This window comes from Alistipes sp. (assembly GCF_048465635.1).
Lineage (GTDB): Bacteria > Bacteroidota > Bacteroidia > Bacteroidales > Rikenellaceae > Alistipes.
In genome coordinates, this window is the sequence record NZ_DBFWLF010000027.1 from 1 (window position 1) to 18,151 (window position 18,151).

The 18,151-nt window shown below is 58.7% G+C and carries 14 protein-coding genes and 5 tRNA genes; 17 read left to right on the plus strand and 2 right to left on the minus strand.

The features are described 5' to 3' along the window. Positions 1 to 129: 129 nt before the first annotated feature. Positions 130 to 489, plus strand: coding sequence for a hypothetical protein (locus ACMO9O_RS09450; protein WP_418983622.1), 360 nt, complete (start codon positions 130 to 132; stop codon positions 487 to 489). Between the two features lie 285 nt (positions 490 to 774). Here ACMO9O_RS09450 and ACMO9O_RS09455 read toward each other — a convergent pair. After that, positions 775 to 848, minus strand: a tRNA-Ile gene (locus tag ACMO9O_RS09455). Positions 849 to 1,046: 198 nt separating this feature from the next. On the opposite strand from ACMO9O_RS09455, the gene ACMO9O_RS09460 reads away from it, so the two are divergent. The 3 genes from ACMO9O_RS09460 to ACMO9O_RS09470 all read left to right on the plus strand — a co-directional run bounded on the left by ACMO9O_RS09460 (position 1,047) and on the right by ACMO9O_RS09470 (position 3,354). Beyond that, a complete protein-coding gene (locus tag ACMO9O_RS09460) occupies positions 1,047 to 1,313 on the plus strand; it encodes a type B 50S ribosomal protein L31 (protein ID WP_004330071.1) in 267 nt (88 codons plus the stop codon). Between the two features lie 143 nt (positions 1,314 to 1,456). Further along, positions 1,457 to 2,314, plus strand: coding sequence for a hypothetical protein (locus tag ACMO9O_RS09465; protein ID WP_418983623.1), 858 nt, complete (start codon positions 1,457 to 1,459; stop codon positions 2,312 to 2,314). A 308-nt stretch (positions 2,315 to 2,622) separates the two neighbouring features. Continuing rightward, complete coding sequence (locus ACMO9O_RS09470) at positions 2,623 to 3,354, plus strand: helix-turn-helix domain-containing protein (RefSeq protein WP_418983624.1); 732 nt, start codon at positions 2,623 to 2,625, stop codon at positions 3,352 to 3,354. A 420-nt stretch (positions 3,355 to 3,774) separates the two neighbouring features. On the opposite strand, the gene ACMO9O_RS09475 is transcribed toward ACMO9O_RS09470, so the two are convergent. Next, positions 3,775 to 4,296: a GNAT family N-acetyltransferase gene (locus ACMO9O_RS09475; protein ID WP_418983625.1), complete on the minus strand. Its 522-nt coding sequence runs from the start codon at positions 4,294 to 4,296 to the stop codon at positions 3,775 to 3,777. A 389-nt stretch (positions 4,297 to 4,685) separates the two neighbouring features. Between ACMO9O_RS09475 and ACMO9O_RS09480 the strand changes: the two genes are divergently transcribed. The 13 genes from ACMO9O_RS09480 to rpoC all read left to right on the plus strand — a co-directional run bounded on the left by ACMO9O_RS09480 (position 4,686) and on the right by rpoC (position 18,004). After that, positions 4,686 to 4,759, plus strand: a tRNA-Thr gene (locus ACMO9O_RS09480). Positions 4,760 to 5,000: 241 nt separating this feature from the next. Beyond that, positions 5,001 to 5,083, plus strand: a tRNA-Tyr gene (locus tag ACMO9O_RS09485). Positions 5,084 to 5,177: 94 nt separating this feature from the next. Beyond that, positions 5,178 to 5,253 (plus strand) — tRNA-Gly (locus ACMO9O_RS09490). Between the two features lie 130 nt (positions 5,254 to 5,383). Then, a complete protein-coding gene (tuf, locus tag ACMO9O_RS09495) occupies positions 5,384 to 6,571 on the plus strand; it encodes an elongation factor Tu (RefSeq protein WP_418983626.1) in 1,188 nt (395 codons plus the stop codon). A gap of 50 nt (positions 6,572 to 6,621) precedes the next feature. Next, positions 6,622 to 6,695: transfer RNA gene (locus ACMO9O_RS09500), tRNA-Trp, on the plus strand. Positions 6,696 to 6,714: 19 nt separating this feature from the next. After that, positions 6,715 to 6,912 carry a preprotein translocase subunit SecE gene (gene secE, locus ACMO9O_RS09505; protein WP_418983627.1) on the plus strand — a complete coding sequence of 66 codons (198 nt, stop codon included), beginning with the start codon at positions 6,715 to 6,717 and terminating at the stop codon, positions 6,910 to 6,912. 13 nt (positions 6,913 to 6,925) lie between these two features. After that, on the plus strand, positions 6,926 to 7,486 hold the full coding sequence (gene nusG / locus ACMO9O_RS09510) for a transcription termination/antitermination protein NusG (RefSeq protein WP_418983628.1): 561 nt from the start codon (positions 6,926 to 6,928) through the stop codon (positions 7,484 to 7,486). 16 nt (positions 7,487 to 7,502) lie between these two features. Continuing rightward, positions 7,503 to 7,943: a 50S ribosomal protein L11 gene (gene rplK / locus ACMO9O_RS09515; protein ID WP_418983629.1), complete on the plus strand. Its 441-nt coding sequence runs from the start codon at positions 7,503 to 7,505 to the stop codon at positions 7,941 to 7,943. Positions 7,944 to 7,951: 8 nt separating this feature from the next. After that, positions 7,952 to 8,650 (plus strand): 50S ribosomal protein L1, encoded by a 699-nt coding sequence (gene rplA / locus ACMO9O_RS09520; RefSeq protein ID WP_418983630.1) that lies wholly within the window; start codon positions 7,952 to 7,954, stop codon positions 8,648 to 8,650. Positions 8,651 to 8,667: 17 nt separating this feature from the next. After that, on the plus strand, positions 8,668 to 9,192 hold the full coding sequence (gene rplJ, locus ACMO9O_RS09525; protein ID WP_418983631.1) for a 50S ribosomal protein L10: 525 nt from the start codon (positions 8,668 to 8,670) through the stop codon (positions 9,190 to 9,192). 40 nt (positions 9,193 to 9,232) lie between these two features. Next, positions 9,233 to 9,610, plus strand: coding sequence for a 50S ribosomal protein L7/L12 (gene rplL, locus ACMO9O_RS09530; RefSeq protein ID WP_418983632.1), 378 nt, complete (start codon positions 9,233 to 9,235; stop codon positions 9,608 to 9,610). A gap of 239 nt (positions 9,611 to 9,849) precedes the next feature. Beyond that, on the plus strand, positions 9,850 to 13,710 hold the full coding sequence (gene rpoB / locus ACMO9O_RS09535; protein ID WP_418983633.1) for a DNA-directed RNA polymerase subunit beta: 3,861 nt from the start codon (positions 9,850 to 9,852) through the stop codon (positions 13,708 to 13,710). A gap of 34 nt (positions 13,711 to 13,744) precedes the next feature. Continuing rightward, positions 13,745 to 18,004 carry a DNA-directed RNA polymerase subunit beta' gene (gene rpoC, locus ACMO9O_RS09540; protein WP_418983634.1) on the plus strand — a complete coding sequence of 1,420 codons (4,260 nt, stop codon included), beginning with the start codon at positions 13,745 to 13,747 and terminating at the stop codon, positions 18,002 to 18,004. The last annotated feature ends 147 nt before the right edge of the window (positions 18,005 to 18,151 follow it).

Below are 18,151 nucleotides of genomic sequence, written 5' to 3' on the forward strand. Positions count from 1 at the left end.
CAAATACTTGTTAAGCGTATTTGCTATACCGAAAGTAACAATTCTTCCTCAAATCTCCAAATGTTTATCCCGAAATTCATAAAATACATTTTAAAGATGTGGTAGAGCGAATATTTACACTATACCGATTTGATCGGAGCCATTAAAAGGGCCGAACTGTCAGAGGACTGGGAGGATATAAAGGAAGCATTTACAACGCCTGACGCTTACAATCCGGTGGACTATCTGTGGATACTGCGCCAGGTTTTCAATACCCTGCACGCGGCGCAGAACCTTTACGGTTCCATCGAAGCCGAAATTAAGCGTACAAAGATCGCCGATACTCAAAACAAAGAGCTGAAGCAAAGATTGAACGCAGCTTTACAGCTTCTCGATTCCGAGCGGAAGACGGAAGAACGAGCGGAAAGAATCGCAGAAATGAGTGCTTTACTCGATCAGCGCCATGAAATCGTTGAAAACATGGAAAAGCAAGTTGCGGAACAAAAATAAAAGAAAGAGCGGCAAAGTGCCGCTTTTTTTATAGCGGGTAGCATAAAGCACGAAAACAGGATACGGGTTTTGACTTGTAGAGGGGGAGGGGGGGGTAATCGGTTTAGGTCCGATGCGGTCGCTTATCCAAATATTTTTTTTGATTTTTTTGCCCTTTTACGCTCGCGCGAAGCCAGACAGAAAATCACTATCGGCCTTGGCAAAATAGGCAAAGTTGTGTCTAAATTGTGTACCAGAGTTAAAAGAATCAACCACTCTCATCGCTGTAAGTGGTTGATTTTTAGGTGGACCCAGAGGGGCATGATCCCACGACCTTCGGATTATGAGTCCGCTGCTCTGACCGACTGAGCTATGGGTCCCTTGCCGCGGCCCGAACTCGGACCGGCGCTGCAAAGATAGAAAAACTATTCAGAATCCGCAACCCCGCGCCGCCGCGGGCCGAAAAAAGTTTGCGGGGACACTGTCCGTAACAAAAAAAGGCCCGAGGTGTTGTTTGTTGCAAATTTATTCGTACCTTTGTCCCGCTTAAAAGAATCATTCAAAAACAAAAACGAGAAATGAAAAAGGGGATTCATCCGGAGAATTATCGTTTGGTGGCGTTCAAGGACATGTCCAACGACCACGTGTTTTTGTGTCGGTCCGCCGTTTCGACCAAAGAGACCATCGAAGTGAACGGCGAAACCTATCCCGTGTATAAGATGGAAATCTCCAACACCTCGCACCCGTTCTATACGGGCAAGATGAAGTTGGTGGACACCGCCGGTCGCGTCGATAAGTTTATGAGCCGATACGCAAAACGCTACGATAAGAAGGCTGCGAAGTAGAGGTTTCCTCTCCAACAGTGCATCGGGCCGCATCCATCTACGGATGCGGCCTGTTTTTTTGTCGAGGGGCGCAAGTTTTTTGCACATCCTGCACTATTTATACCTATATTTGCTCCCGCAGAGATATTTAAAGCAGTGCAGTTATGAAATTCCTATTCCTTGCGGCGCTCGGGGCGGCAGCGCTTCTGACGTCTTGCGTTTCGAAGCAGGTCGCCGTCGAGGCCGAACACCAGCGCGACTCGCTTGCGGTCGTCGTCAGCCAGAAGGATTCGCTCATCGCGGCGGCCTTCGCCGACATCAACGCCATCTCGGAAAATTTGGCGCTCATCAAGTCGCGCGAGAATCTGATCTCCGTGGCGGGACGGGCGGAGGGCGGACGCCGTCCGGTGGAGGAGATCAACAACGATATCGCGGCCATCGACCGCCTCTTGCAGGAGAACCGTTCCAAAATTCGGTCGCTGCAATCCGCGGCGGCGCAGCTGCGCAAGGCCAATCTGCGCATCGACGGACTGGAAAAGATGATCTCGACGCTCAATAAGGAGTTGGGCGAGAAGAGCGCCGAGGTGGAGGAGCTGCGCGGAGAGCTGGCGACGATGGGCGTCGAGGTGCAGAGCCTCACCGAAGAGGTCGCGCAGCGCAGCGCTCAGGTCGAGGAGCTGAGCGGCAGGAAGACTGAGCTGGAGAACCAGCTGCATACGGTCTACTACATCGTCGGCGCGGAGAAGGAGCTGCGCGACGCGCAGATCGTCAACAAGCAGGGCTTCATCGGCCGCACGCTGACCGTCAACCGGAGCGGCAGCCTGGAGAGTTTCACCAAGGCCGATTCGCGGCTGCTCGACGAGATTGCGGTCGGCCACCGCAAGGCGACGGTGGTCACGGCGCATCCGGCCGGTTCGTACCAGCTCATCACCGATGCCGACAAGGTGGTGACCAAACTGGTGATCGACGATCCGGCGCGCTTCTGGGAGTCGTCGAAAATTCTGGTCATCAGCTACAAATAACCGCGCGGTCCGGTTCAAGGCTTCGTCCCCGCTTTTTTTGCGGGGACTTTTTTTGTTGCCGCTCCCCGCCGAGGATGGCTTTTACGAAAAATTTTCGTAAATTTGACCGATTAAAGCAACGTTCATTTATGGATTATCAACCCAAACCGCAGTTTGTGGAGTCGGCATTGAAGGAGAGTTGTCCTGCGGATTGTAGTAGTTGTCCTACCTTTCCAGCGCCGTTCCGCCGAATCGGCGATTCGACCTATTGCCGATTCGCACAAGTCACTTTAGAGTCCGGGCAGGGCCTGACCTTTCCCGGCGACCGCATGGTCCGCATCCTGTTCATCCTCTCGGGGGCGCTCGTGCTCGAGCACGCGGGGGATGCCGCCCGGCTGGTGACCTCCAAGCAGTGCGCCTGCCTCGCGCGCGGGGAGCGTTTCGTGGCTTCGGCCCGCGACGAGACCCGGATGGTGGTGCTCTCGCTCATCCATCGCATCGAGTTTTGCGAGCAGGATATCTTCGACCGGGTGATGCCCTACGACACGGTCATCCCGACCGAGTCCGTGCCGACGCTCTCGATGCACCCGGCCGTCGACCGGCTCCTGGCGGAGCTGTTCGCCGTCCGCGAGCTGAACGACTGTTCGCGTTACCACAAGATGAAGGCGACCGAACTGTTCATGATGATCAAGGTGCTGTACACGCCTACCGAGCACGCCTATTTCTTCCAGTCGATGATCCAGCCGCAGGACAATTTCCGCGTCTTCGTCTGCAACAACTACGACAAGGCACAGGGGGTGGCCGAGCTGGCGTCGCTGGCCGGCATGAGCCTTTCGGTCTTCAAGCGCCGCTTCGCCGAGCACTTCAACGACAGCGTCTACCACTGGATGATGCGCCAGAAGGCGCTCAAGATCTTCGCCGATATCCGCGACGGCGAGGACAGCACCAAGGCTTTGATGAACAAGTACGGTTTCCGCCACTATACGCAGTTCAGCCGCTTCTGTAAAAACTACCTTCAGGCGACGCCCGCGCAGCTGATCGCTTCGATCAAGGAGGGGTGATATCTTTTACGGCTTAGTTTCGGGCGGTGCGGATGCACCGCCTGTTGCGTTTTGTGGGGGGGGCGGGAGTGTCGAAACCGTGCGGGTTGCAAATCGGCCGGGAAGGACTTTCGAATCGAAAAGTTTTTGGTTTTCCGCAATGTTTGCATGCTCCCGACTGTTGCTTCCTTGCGACCCGTGCGGCCATCATTCGATTCGTTCTGTTTCGACCTTTAGGTCGGCGGGCTGCAGCCTACGGGCGCGGAGGCCCGCTTTTCGCGTACACTCCGCAGGCTGCCGCCCGAGAACAAAGGGTAATTATGATTTAAGGAGGCCCGCTTGCCGTGTACACTCCGCAGGCTGCCGCCACGCCGCTTCCTGCGCACCAAACAGGGACGCGAAGCCATCAACCGATTTCCGCCGGATTCCCGGTCGTGCGAATTATCGGTCGAGCACGTAAACGTTCAGGTCGATCCACTCCCCGTCGGAGAGTTGTTCGGCGCGCACCTCCACCCGGTCGCGGCGGAATCCGAGCCGTTGCGGGATGCGGTTGCTCGGCAGATTGCCCACCCCGCAGCGAATCACGACCCGCCGCATGTCCAATTCGCCGAAAGCGATGCCGCAGAGCGCCCCGACGGCCGCCGTCATGACCCCTTTATGCTGGTGCTCCTCCCGCAGCCAGTAGCCGATCTCGATGACTCCCGTCTGCGCATCGGCCGACTTGAATCCGATAAGTCCCGCGAAAGCCTCTCCGGACCGGATCGAAAAGACCGGATTTGCCCGGTCGGCGAGCATTCCGGCGACCACTTGGCGGGTCTGCTCTACCCGGAGCGTCGTTGCGACGAACGGCAGCCAGCGGCCCAGGTAGGCGCGCTGCGTGTCGATCGAGCGGAAAATCGCTGGCGCGTCCTCCGTGTGCAGCGGACGGAGCGAATAACCTTTCAGCAGGGGTTTCGTTTTCATATGGATCAATATGTCGGACCGAAAGCAAAGATGGCACAAGCCGGGCGCAGCATCAAGCTGCAGCTCATTATGCCGGGCGCATCCTGTCTGAGCCGAATTTCATCTACAGGCAAAGATAGCACAATTTTCCTATATAATAATAGGTAGTGTCCGCTCGCGGCGGTCGCTTCGAGGGCGGGGTATGGCAAGCGCCGGCACGGGCGCAATATTTTTTTGGTCGGCTGTTGCGGTGTTCAAAACTTTTCTTATCTTTGCACCCGATTTCATCTCCGATGCAAGGCGGTGTAAATCGGGTTCTTTGAAGAGTGAGAAAAAGTAAAAATTTATCGGAATATATTTGGCCGGTAAAATTTTTATGCCTACTTTTGCAATCCAAAACGGTTGATATTGCCGATGTAGCTCAGTTGGCCAGAGCAGCTGATTTGTAATCAGCTGGTCGGGGGTTCGAATCCCTCCATCGGCTCGGAAAGCCGATGCGAGGAGAGCGCAAAAAGACGTCCGCTCCGGCGGCGCAGATGAAAAACGACGGTGCGGGACGCCCGATGCCGATGAAATTTTCAACTGCGGGAGTTTCGAAGAGACGAAGCGGCTTTTTGACCGACCGGAGCAGCGGCAGCGAGAAAGCCTCCCCGTGGGGGAAAGACGGCGGCGCAGACGAAGCGGCGCGAACGTCGATCCCGCCGGAAAGGGCGGCAGGACAATAAGGGAAGTTACCAGAGTGGCCAAATGGGGCAGACTGTAAATCTGCTGGCTTACGCCTTCGGTGGTTCGAATCCATCACTTCCCACTCAAAAGAAGAGTGCCGGTTGGAGTTGCAATATCCCGGGCCGTCCCGTAAACCGGGCGGGTGGGGAAGGCAGACTCTGATACGGTATATTTTTGCGGAAGTAGCTCAGTTGATAGAGCATCAGCCTTCCAAGCTGAGGGTCGCGAGTTTGAGCCTCGTCTTCCGCTCCACGACGCAGCGGCGCGTGATGCGAACTTTTCCGAAGAGCACCGGAGCGTTCGCGTCGCCGCTTGTGCTGCGAAGAGAAGAGAACTTTAAAACTTTGGGCAATTTTTAACAATACTTTAAATACTTAATACTATGGCAAAAGAAAAATTCGACCGTTCGAAACCGCACGTAAACATCGGTACTATCGGTCACGTCGACCACGGTAAGACCACCCTTACCGCCGCTATCACGACCGTTCTGGCTAAGAAAGGTCTGTCGGAGCTTCGTTCGTTCGACTCGATCGACAACGCACCCGAGGAGAAAGAGCGCGGTATCACGATCAACACGTCGCACGTCGAGTACCAGACGGCCAACCGTCACTATGCGCACGTGGACTGCCCGGGCCACGCCGACTACGTGAAGAACATGGTTACCGGTGCTGCCCAGATGGACGGCGCGATCCTGGTGGTCGCTGCAACGGACGGCCCGATGCCCCAGACCAACGAGCACGTTCTGCTCGCCCGTCAGGTGAACGTACCGCGTATCGTCGTTTTCCTGAACAAGTGCGACATGGTGGACGACCCCGAGATGCTCGACCTGGTCGAGATGGAGGTCCGCGACCTGCTCTCGAAGTATGAGTACGACGGCGACAACGCCCCCATCATCCGCGGTTCCGCACTGGGCGGCCTGAACGGCGAGGCCAAGTGGGAGGACAAGATCATGGAGCTGATGGCTGCTGTCGACGAGTATATTCCCATCCCGCAGCGTGAGAACGAGAAGCCGTTCCTGATGCCTGTCGAGGACGTGTTCTCGATCACCGGCCGCGGAACCGTCGTTACGGGCCGTATCGAGACCGGTATCATCCACGTGGGCGATCCCGTCGAGATCATCGGTCTGGAGGAGAAGACGCTCACCTCGACCTGCACGGGCGTGGAGATGTTCCGCAAGCTGCTCGATGAGGGCGAGGCCGGCGACAACGTGGGTCTGCTGCTCCGCGGTATCGATAAGAAGGAGGTTAAGCGCGGTATGGTAGTCGCCAAGCCGGGTTCGATCACCCCGCACACCGAGTTCGAGGCCGAGGTCTACATCCTCAAGAAAGAGGAGGGTGGCCGTCACACGCCGTTCCACAACAACTATCGTCCCCAGTTCTACCTGCGTACGATGGACGTAACGGGTGAGGTTCACCTGCCCGCAGGCGTCGACATGGTTATGCCGGGCGACCACGTGACCATCAACGTGAAGCTGATCTACCCCGTAGCCCTGAACGAGGGTCTGCGTTTCGCCATCCGCGAGGGCGGCCGTACGGTGGGTGCAGGTCAGATCCTAAAGATCGTGAAGTAATTCACCGTCATAAATCCCGGGAGGCGGTCGTCCGCACCGCCTCCCTTTTTAGGAGCATAGTTCAAGGGTAGAATAGCGGTCTCCAAAACCGTTGATGGGAGTTCGAATCTCTCTGCTCCTGCCAAGCAAAAGAAACCAGGTATATGTTGAACTACTTCAAAGAATCCTATAACGAGCTTGTAAACAAGGTGACGTGGCCCACGTTCCCGCAGCTCCAAAACTCCACGATCGTCGTGATGGTGGCTTCGGTCATCTTCGCGGTCGTCGTGCTGGCGATGGACCTGACCTTCGAGAACATGATGGCCTTCATTTACAAGACCCTGGGCAACCTGGGCCGTTAATTTCGGGCAGACGATGAGCGAGATCAAGAAACAGTGGTACGTCGTCCGCGCCATCGGGGGTAAGGAGAACAAGGTCAAGGAGTACATCGAGGCGGAGATTCGCCACAACCACCTCGAGGAGTACATCTCCCAGGTACTCATCCCCACCGAAAAGGTATATACTATCCGCAACGGAAAGAAAGTCTCCAAAGAGAAGGTCTCCTACCCGGGCTACGTCTTGGTCGAGGCCGCTTTCGTGGGACAGATTCCGATCCTTATTCGTAATACTCCCAATGTGCTGGGTTTCCTCGGCGATACCAAGGAAGACAGTCGCAAGATGAATGCCACACCTCTTCGTCCACAGGAGGTGGCGCGCATCCTCGGCCGCGTCGACGAGATGAATGCCATGGAGGAGGAAAACGAAGTTCCGTTCTTCGTCGGCGAGACCGTCAAGGTCACCGATGGTCCTTTCTCAAGCTTCCAGGGAACCATCGAGGCCGTCGATAACGAGCGCAAGAAACTCACGGTATCGGTGAAGATATTCGGGCGCAAAACTCCTATGGAGTTGAGTTTCACACAAGTAGAAAAAGAATAATTAACCAAGGAAAACTATGGCAAAAGAGGTTGCTGCATTTATTAAATTGCAGATCAAAGGTGGAGCCGCCAATCCCTCGCCCCCGGTTGGTCCTGCATTGGGTTCCAAGGGAGTCAACATCATGGACTTCTGCAAGCAGTTCAATGCGCGCACCCAGGACAAGGCAGGCAAGGTTCTTCCGGTCATCATCACCGTTTACAGCGACAAGTCCTTCGACTTCGTTGTAAAACAGCCGCCCGTAGCCATCCAGTTGAAGGAAGCAGCAAAAGTGCAGAAAGGTTCCGCACAGCCTAACCGCGACAAGGTCGGCCAGGTGACGTGGGAGCAGGTGCGCCAGATCGCTCAGGACAAGATGCCTGACATGAACTGCTTCACGCTGGAATCGGCTATGCGCATGGTTGCCGGTACTGCTCGCAGTATGGGTATCAGTGTCGTCGGGGAATTTCCTAACATGTAATTACGAAGATGAGTAAGTTGACAAAAAATCAAAAGATCGCCTACGCAAAGGTGGAAGCCGGTAAGGCTTACAAGCTCCCGGAGGCCGCAGCTCTTCTGAAGGACATTACGTTTACGAAATTCGACGCTTCGGTGGATATCGACGTGCGTCTGGGCGTCGACCCGCGCAAGGCCAATCAGATGGTCCGAGGCGTGGTCACCCTTCCCCACGGTACGGGTAAGACCGTCCGCGTGCTGGTGCTCTGTACGCCCGAGAAGGAGGCCGAGGCCCAGGCCGCAGGGGCCGACTACGTTGGTCTGGACGAGTATGTCGACAAGATCAAGTCGGGCTGGACCGACGTGGACGTGATCATCTGTACGCCCAACGTCATGGGTAAGGTCGGTGCGCTGGGCCGTATTCTGGGTCCCCGCGGCCTGATGCCGAACCCCAAGACCGGCACGGTGACGATGGAGGTCGGCAAGGCCGTTCAGGAGGTGAAGGCCGGTAAGATCGACTTCAAGGTCGACAAGTTCGGTATCGTGCACACCACCGTGGGCAAGGTGTCGTTCTCGCCCGAACAGATCGTGGACAACGCCCGCGAGGTGCTGAACATGATCCTCAAACTCAAACCGGCTGCTGCCAAAGGTTCTTATGTGAAGAGTGTCTATCTCTCGACCACGATGAGTCCCGGCTTGCAGATTGATTCCAAATCCGTTGAAACCAAATAAGAAGGAGGAAAAAAGAGATGACTAAGGAAGAAAAGATGGTTGTTATCGACAGCCTTGCCGAGCAGCTCCGGACTTATCCTCACTTCTATTTCGCCGACATCGAGGCGCTTAACGCCGAGCAGACCGCTGCCCTGCGCCGCAAGTGCTTCGAGAGCGACGTGAAGCTGGTGGTCGTCAAGAACACCCTGCTTTCGAAGGCGCTCGAGAAGGTGGAGAAGGCCGACGCCGATCTGGTAAAAGTACTGGAGGGTCCTACCTCCGTTCTGTTCACCCACGTTGCGAAGACTCCGGCGGTCCTGATCAGGGATTTCCGCAAGAAGTCGGACAAGCCCGTCCTGAAGGCCGCTTTCGCCGAGGGATGCGTCTATGTGGGCGACGACAAGCTGGACGCTCTCTGCAACATCAAGTCTAAGGAGGAACTCATCGCCGATATCATCGCGCTGTTGCAGTCGCCTGCTAAGAACGTTATTTCCGCACTGCAGGCCAATGCAGGGCAAAAGATCGCGGGCCTCGTGAAGACGCTCGAGACGAGAAACAACTAATCACATCAAGAATTAAAAACAAATTAATAAGCTTACAACTATGGCAGACGTAAAGAAACTTGCTGAAGAACTGGTTAACCTGAAGGTTACCGAGGTAAACGAACTCGCTCAGATCCTCAAGGAGGAGTATGGTATTGAGCCGGCTGCTGCCGCTGTTGCCGTTGCAGCCCCCGCTGCCGGTGCAGGCGAAGCCGCTGCTGCCGAGAAGACGTCGTTCGACGTGATCCTGAAGGCCGCCGGTCAGGCCAAGCTCCAGGTCATCAAGGTCGTGAAGGAGATCGCCGGCCTTTCGCTGGGCGATGCCAAAGCACTCGTCGACGGCGCTCCGAAGGCTGTCAAGGAGGGTATCTCCAAGGAGGAGGCCGAGCAGATCAAGGGCCAGCTCGAGGAGGCAGGTGCTGAAGTCGAGCTCAAGTAGCATTGCTGCTTGCGCCGCAATAAGCGGAACAGGTATAGGGCTAACCGGCGTGTTAGCTCTATGCCTTTTCTTGGTCTAAAGACTGGAAGTGCCGAGCAGGAGCTGTGTCCAGTCTTTGGAAAATGATGCTCCCGGGGCCGTATGCGCCTTTCAACGGGGGCATCGGCGGGATAGGAAGGACCTGCATATAAGGAGCGTAAAGCGCCCGAATCACTCTTCATCAAAATTTGGATTTTACGATGTCCACACCAAAAACACAACAAAGAATCAGCTTCTCGACAGTCAGGAACCGGGTTCCCTACCCGGATCTGCTGGAGGTACAGCTCAAATCATTCCGGGACTTTTTCCAGATGGACACCACGGCCGAAAACCGTAAGAACGAGGGCCTCTATCGGGTCTTCCAGGAAAATTTCCCCATCACGGATACCCGGAACAACTTCGTTCTGGAGTTTATCGACTACTACATCGACCCGCCGCGCTACTCGATCGAGGAGTGTCTGGAGCGCGGCCTGACGTACAGCGTCCCGCTCAAAGCCAAGCTGAAGCTCTATTGCACGGACGACGAACACGAGGATTTCGGCGTCGTCGTTCAGGACGTGTATTTCGGGACGATTCCCTATATGACCGAACGCGGAACGTTCGTCATCAACGGTGCTGAGCGTGTCATCGTATCCCAGTTGCACCGTTCGCCGGGCGTGTTCTTCGGACAGAGCATGCACACCAACGGTACGAAGCTCTATTCGGCGCGCATCATCCCCTTCAAGGGGTCGTGGATCGAGTTCGCCACGGACATCAACAACGTGATGTACGCCTACATCGACCGCAAGAAGAAGCTGCCCGTCACCACGCTGCTGCGCGCCATCGGTTACGAGGCCGACCAGCAGATTCTCGAGATTTTCGACCTGGCGGACGAGGTGAAGGTCACCAAGGCCAACCTCAAGAAAGCCGTGGGCCGCAAACTGGCCGCCCGCGTGCTCTCGACCTGGGTCGAGGACTTCGTGGACGAGGACACGGGCGAGGTGGTTTCCATCGAGCGCAACAACGTCATCGTCGACCGCGAAACGGTCCTCGAAGAGGAGCATATCGACCAGATCATCGAGTCGGGCGCGAAGACCATCCTCCTGCACAAGGAGAACCTCTCGGGCATCGACTTCTCGATCATCTACAATACCCTGCAGAAGGACCCCTGCAACTCCGAAAAGGAGGCCGTCGTCTACATCTACCGGCAACTGCGCGCTTCGGAGCCGCCCGATGAGGCCACGGCGCGCGACGTGATCGAGAAGCTCTTCTTCTCGGACAAGCGCTACGACCTGGGCGACGTGGGCCGCTACCGCATCAACAAGAAGCTGGACCTGGACATCGACCCGGCTATCCGTACGCTGACGCGCGAGGATATCATCGCCATCATCAAATACCTGATCCGGCTGATCAACTCGAAGGCCGACGTGGACGACATCGACCACCTGTCGAACCGCCGCGTCCGCACGGTGGGCGAGCAGCTGTCGAACCAGTTCTCGGTGGGTTTCGTGCGCATGGCGCGCACGATCCGCGAGCGCATGAACGTGCGCGACAACGAGGTGTTCACCCCGGTGGACCTGATCAACGCCAAAACGCTCTCGTCGGTCATCAACTCGTTCTTCGGCACGTCGCAGCTCTCGCAGTTCATGGACCAGATCAACCCGCTGGCCGAGATCACGCACAAGCGTCGTCTGTCGGCCCTCGGCCCCGGCGGTCTGTCGCGTGACCGCGCCGGTTTCGAGGTGCGCGACGTGCACTACACGCACTACGGCCGCCTCTGCCCGATCGAGTCGCCCGAAGGCCCGAACATCGGTCTGATCTCGTCGCTGTGCGTCTATGCGAAGATTTCGCCGATGGGCTTCATCGAAACCCCCTACCGCAAGGTGGAGAACGGCCGCATCGACCTGGACAACTCGCACATCCGCTACTACTCGGCCGAAGAGGAGGAGGGCGAGATCGTCGCCCAGTCGAACATGCCCATCGACGAGAAGGGCAACTTCCTCCAGCCCGACCGCATCAAGGCGCGTCAGGGCGCGGACTTCCCGGTCGTAACGGCCGATGAGGTCAACCTGATGGACGTGGCTCCGAACCAGATCGCCTCGATCGCCGCGAGCCTCATCCCGTTCCTCGAGCACGACGACGCCAACCGTGCGCTGATGGGCTCGAACATGATGCGCCAGGCCGTGCCCCTGGTGACTTCGGAAGCCCCGATCGTCGGCACGGGCATCGAGCGGGACATGATCTCCGACAGCCGCATCCAGATCGTGGCCGAGGGCGACGGCGAGGTCGTCTTCGCAGACGCCACGAAGATCGAGGTGCGCTACGAGCGGACCGAGGACGAGGTGCTCGTCTCGTTCGCCCCGGATATCACCACCTACGAACTGCCGCGCTACCGCCGCACCAACCAGAATACGTCGGTGACGCTGAAACCTACTGTACTGACGGGCGACCGGGTGGTCAAGGGCCAGATCCTCACCGAGGGCTACTCGACGCAGAACGGCGAGCTGGCGCTGGGCCGCAACCTCAAGGTGGCCTTCATGCCCTGGAAGGGGTACAACTTCGAGGACGCCATCGTGATCTCGGAGCGCATCCAGCGCGAGGACATCTTCACCTCGGTGCACGTCGACGAGTACATCATGGAGGTCCGCGACACCAAGCGCGGTGTCGAGGAGCTTACCTCCGACATTCCCAACGTCTCGGAGGACGCCACGCGCGACCTGGACGCCAACGGTATCATCCGCATCGGCGCCAACGTCCACCCGGGCGACATTCTGATCGGCAAGATCACCCCGAAGGGCGAGAGCGACCCCTCGCCCGAGGAGAAGCTGCTGCGCGCGATCTTCGGCGACAAGGCCGGCGACGTGAAGGACGCTTCCCTGAAGGCGCAGCCGTCGCTGCACGGCGTGGTCATCGGAACGACCCTTTACAGCCGCGCCAACAAGGAGGGCAAGAAGGGCAAGAACGCCGAGAAGGTCCAGCTGGAGAAGCTCGATGAGAAGTTCGCCGGGCAGATCGCCGATCTGACCAAGCGCCTCGTGTCGAAGCTCTGGACGCTGCTCCAGGGCAAGACCACGGTGGGCGTGACGGACTACTTCGGCACGGAGATCTATCCCGCCGGGACCAAGTTCACGCAGAAGATGCTCGAAGAGCTCTCCCGCAAGTCGACCGACGAGAAGTCGGGCGTTGCGATGGGCTACCTGAACCTCGGCACGTGCAAGTGGACGGGCGATGCGCATATCGACGCGCTGATCGAAGCGGCCATCAACAACTACACGATCGAGTGGAAGAAGGCCGACGCGGCGATCAAGCGCGAGAAGTACAACCTGACCAACGGCGACGAACTTCCGCAGACGGGCGTCATCCAGATGGCCAAGGTCTATATCGCCAAGAAGCGCAAGCTGAAGGTGGGCGACAAGATGGCCGGCCGTCACGGCAACAAGGGTATCGTGGCGCGCATCGTGCGCGACGAGGACATGCCTTTCCTCGAGGACGGTACGATCGTCGACATCTGTCTGAACCCGCTGGGTGTGCCTTCGCGTATGAACCTCGGCCAGATTTACGAGACCGTGCTCGGATGGGCCGGCCGCGAACTGGGCCTGAGATTCTCCACGCCGATCTTCGACGGTGCGTCGCTCGACCAGATCAACGAGTACACGGCCAAGGCGGGCATTCCCCACAGCGGCCGTACGTACCTCTACGACGGCGGTACGGGCGAGAAGTTCGACCAGCCGGCCACGGTGGGCGTGATCTACATGCTCAAGCTGGGCCATATGATCGACGACAAGATGCACGCCCGTTCGATCGGTCCCTACTCGCTCATCACTCAGCAGCCGCTGGGCGGTAAGGCGCAGTTCGGCGGTCAGCGTTTCGGTGAGATGGAGGTTTGGGCGCTCGAAGGCTTCGGTGCGGCCAACATCCTCCAGGAGATCCTCACGATCAAGTCCGACGACGTGATGGGCCGCGCCAAGGCGTACGAGGCCATCGTCAAGGGCGAGAACCTGCCCAAGCCGGGCATCCCCGAGGCGATGAACGTACTGCTGCACGAGCTGCGCGGTCTGGCCCTTTCGGTCAAACTCGAGTAAGGCGTATTTAGAGGAAAAGAAAAAACGAGAGAATATGTCAATTTCCAAAGACAATAAGACCAACACCGGTTACAACACCATCTCGATCGGCCTGGCCTCCCCCGAGGAGATCCTGGCCCAGTCGAGCGGCGAAGTGCTCAAGCCGGAGACCATCAACTACCGCACCTACAAGCCCGAACGCGACGGCCTGTTCTGCGAGCGCATCTTCGGCCCCGTGAAGGACTACGAGTGCCACTGCGGCAAGTACAAGCGCATCCGCTACAAGGGCATCGTCTGCGACCGCTGCGGCGTGGAGGTGACCGAGAAGAAGGTGCGCCGCGAAAGGATGGGCCATATTTCGCTGGTGGTCCCGGTGGTGCATATCTGGTACTTCCGCTCGCTGCCCTCGAAGATCGGCTACCTGCTGGGCATTCCGTCCAAGAAGCTCGAGGCGATCATCTACTACGAGCGGTACGTCGTGATCAACGCCGGCGCCGCTTCCGAGCAGGGCATCGAGCGGCTGGCGACGCTCTCCGAGAAGGAGTATCTCGACGTGCTGGCCGCCCTGCCGAAGGGCAACCAATCGCTCGACGACAGCGATCCCGACAAGTTCGTGGCGCAGATGGGAGCCGAGGCGATCTACACCCTTCTGAAGGACGTGGACCTCGACTCGATGTCCTACGCGCTGCGCCACAAGGCGTCGACCGAGACTTCGCAGCAGCGCAAGTCGGAGGCCCTGAAGTGCCTGAACGTCATCGAGTCGTTCCGCGCTTCGAACGGCAAGAACAAGCCCGAGTGGATGGTGCTGAACGTCATTCCGGTCATTCCGCCCGAGCTGCGCCCGCTGGTTCCGCTCGACGGCGGCCGATTCGCCACGTCGGACCTGAACGACCTCTACCGCCGCGTGATCATCCGCAACAACCGCCTCAAGCGCCTGATCGAGATCAAGGCTCCCGAGGTGATTCTGCGCAACGAGAAGCGCATGCTGCAGGAGGCCGTCGATTCGCTGTTCGACAACTCGCGCAAATCGAACGCCGTGAAGAACGAGTCGAACCGCCCCTTGAAGTCGCTCTCCGACTCGCTCAAGGGCAAGCAGGGCCGTTTCCGTCAGAACCTGTTGGGTAAGCGTGTCGACTACTCGGCCCGTTCGGTCATCGTCGTGGGTCCCGAGCTGAAGATGCACGAGATGGGTATTCCGAAGGACATGGCCGCCGAGCTGTACAAGCCGTTCGTGATCCGCAAGCTTATCGAGCGCGGCATCGTCAAGACGGTCAAGTCGGCCAAGAAGATCATCGACCGGAAGGACCCGGTGATCTGGGGTATTCTGGAGAACGTCATCAAGGGTCACCCCGTGCTGATGAACCGCGCCCCGACGCTGCACCGCCTCGGTATTCAGGCGTTCCAGCCCAAGCTGATCGAGGGCAAGGCCATGCAGCTCCACCCGCTGGCCTGTACGGCTTTCAACGCCGACTTCGACGGCGACCAGATGGCCGTGCACCTGCCGCTGGGCAATGCCGCCATCCTGGAGGCCCAGCTGCTGATGCTCGGATCGCATAACGTCCTCAACCCCGCCAACGGCGCGCCGATCACCGTCCCCTCGCAGGACATGGTCCTCGGTCTGTACTACATTACCAAACCCCGCAAGGGCGTCAAGGGCGAAGGCCGCGTCTTCTACGGCGCGGAGGAGGCGATCATCGCCTACAACGAGAAGCAGGCCGACCTGCACGCCATCGTCAAGTGCATGGTCGACGACCTGGACGAGGCGGGCAATCCCGTGCGCGTGCTGAAAGAGACGACCATCGGCCGCATCCTCTTCAACCAGGTGGTTCCCCGCGAGGTGGGCTACATCAACGAGGTGCTCACGAAGCGTTCGCTGCGCGACATCATCGCCGTGGTGATGAAGAAGGCCGGTGCGGACAAGGTGGCCGCGTTCCTGGACGACATCAAGGACATGGGCTACCGCATGGCCTTCCGGGGCGGTCTGTCATTCAACCTCGATGCCGTCATCATCCCCGAAGAGAAGGAGAAGCTGGTGCAGGAGGGCTACGAACGTTCGGACTCCATCATGGAGGACTACAACATGGGTCTGATCACCAACAACGAGCGATACAACCAGATCATCGACGTCTGGACCAACATCAACACCAAGCTGACGAAGGCGGTGATCGACACGCTGGTCAAGGACAACGACGGTTTCAACCCGGTCTACATGATGCTCGACTCGGGAGCCCGCGGTTCGAAGGAGCAGATCCGCCAGCTGAGCGGTATGCGCGGTCTGATGGCCAAGCCGCAGAAATCGGGCGTCGAGGGCGGCCAGCAGGTCATCGAGAACCCGATTCTCTCCAACTTCAAGGAGGGACTGTCGGTGCTCGAGTACTTCATCTCGACCCACGGTGCGCGTAAGGGTCTGGCCGACACCGCCCTGAAGACGGCCGACGCCGGTTACCTGACGCGCCGTCTGGTCGACGTGGCGCAGGACGTGATTATCAACGAGGAGGACTGCGGCACGCTGCGCGGCCTGACGGCTACGGCCATCAAGCGCAACGACGACGTGGTGCAGACCCTCTACGACCGTATTCTGGGCCGCACGGCGCTCAACGACGTGATCCACCCGCTCACGGGCGAAGTGCTCTGCAAGGCGGGCGAGGAGATCACCGAGCCGATTGCCGAGGCGATCGAGAAGTCGCCGCTCGAGTCGGTGGAGATCCGTTCGGTGCTCACCTGCGAGGCGAGGCGCGGCGTTTGCGCCAAGTGCTACGGCCGCAACCTGGCTACGGCCCGCATGGTGCAGAAGGGCGAGGTGGTCGGCGTGATCGCCGCCCAGTCCATCGGCGAGCCGGGTACGCAGCTGACCCTGCGTACGTTCCACGTCGGCGGCGTGGCCGGCGGCACGGTTGTCGAGACCAACGTCGTTTCGAAGTACGAGGGGCGTCTGGAGATCGACGAGCTGCGTACGGTCAAGGGTAAGAACGCCGCGGGCGAGGCGATCAACATCGTCATTTCGCGTCAGTCGGAGTTCCGCATCGTCGATCCCAAGACCGACATCGTACTCTATACGCATAACCTGCCTTACGGCTCGACGCTCTTCATGGCGGACGGCGCCGAGGTCAAAAAGGGCGACCTAATCTGCGAGTGGGACCCCTACAACGCCGTGATTATCTCGGAGTACGAGGGACGTGCCGTTTACGACAGCGTGATCGAGGGCGTCACCTACCGCGACGAGCGCGACGAGCAGACGGGTCTTTCGGAGAAGGTGGTCATCGAGTCGAAGGACAAGACCAAGAACCCCGTCATCCGCATCGTCAACAAGGAGGGCGAGGAGGTCAAGCAGTACAACCTGCCCGTGGGTGCGCACGTGGTCGTCAAGGACAACGCCCGCATCAAGGCCGGCGACATCCTGATCAAGATCCCGCGCGCCGTCGGCAAGTCGGGCGGCGACATCACGGGCGGTCTGCCGCGTGTGACCGAGCTTTTCGAGGCCCGCAACCCGTCCAATCCGGCCATCGTGTCGGAGATCGACGGCGAGGTTTCGTTCGGCAAGATCAAGCGCGGTAACCGCGAGATCGTCATCACTTCGAAGCAGGGCGACCAGAAGCGTTACCTCGTGCCCCTGTCGCGGCAGATCGTCGTGCAGGAGAACGACTACGTGAAGGCCGGCAGTCCGCTTTCGGACGGTGCGATCACCCCGTCGGACATCCTCAACATCCTCGGCCCGACGCGTGTGCAGGAGTACATCGTCAACGAGGTGCAGGAGGTCTACCGCATGCAGGGCGTGAAGATCAACGACAAGCACTTCGAGGTCATCGTCCGCCAGATGATGAACAAGGTCAAGATCGAGGACCCGGGAGACACCCGTTTCTTCGAGGACCAGGTGGTCGACAAGTGGGAGTTCATGGACGTGAACGACGAGTTGTACGACAAGGTGGTGGTCACCGACGCCGGCGACTCGACCTCGCTGCAGCCCGGACAGATCGTTTCGCTGCGCAAGCTGCGCGACGAAAATTCGAGCCTCAAGCGCCGCGACCTGCGCCCCGTGCAGGTGCGTGACATCATCCCCGCCACCTCGACGCAGGTGCTGCAGGGTATCACGCGCGCCGCGCTGCAGACCTCGAGCTTCATTTCGGCGGCATCGTTCCAGGAGACCACCAAGGTCCTCAACGAGGCGGCCATCCAGGCGAAGGTCGACCCGCTGGAGAACCTGAAGGAGAACGTGATCTGCGGTCACCTGATCCCCGGAGGTACGGGTCTGCGGGAGTACGACAACCTCGTCGTCGGTTCGACGGCCGAGCTGGATGCGCTCCAGCAGGCGCAGTAACCCACCTATGATTCGATAGGAAAGCGCCGCACCCATCGGGTGCGGCGCTTTTTGTCTGCGGGAGGGGCGTGTCGGCAAGATCGGATGCACTCAGCGGAGGACGTGTCGAGCGGGCCTCCTTCAATCGGATGGACCTTTATTTTGGGA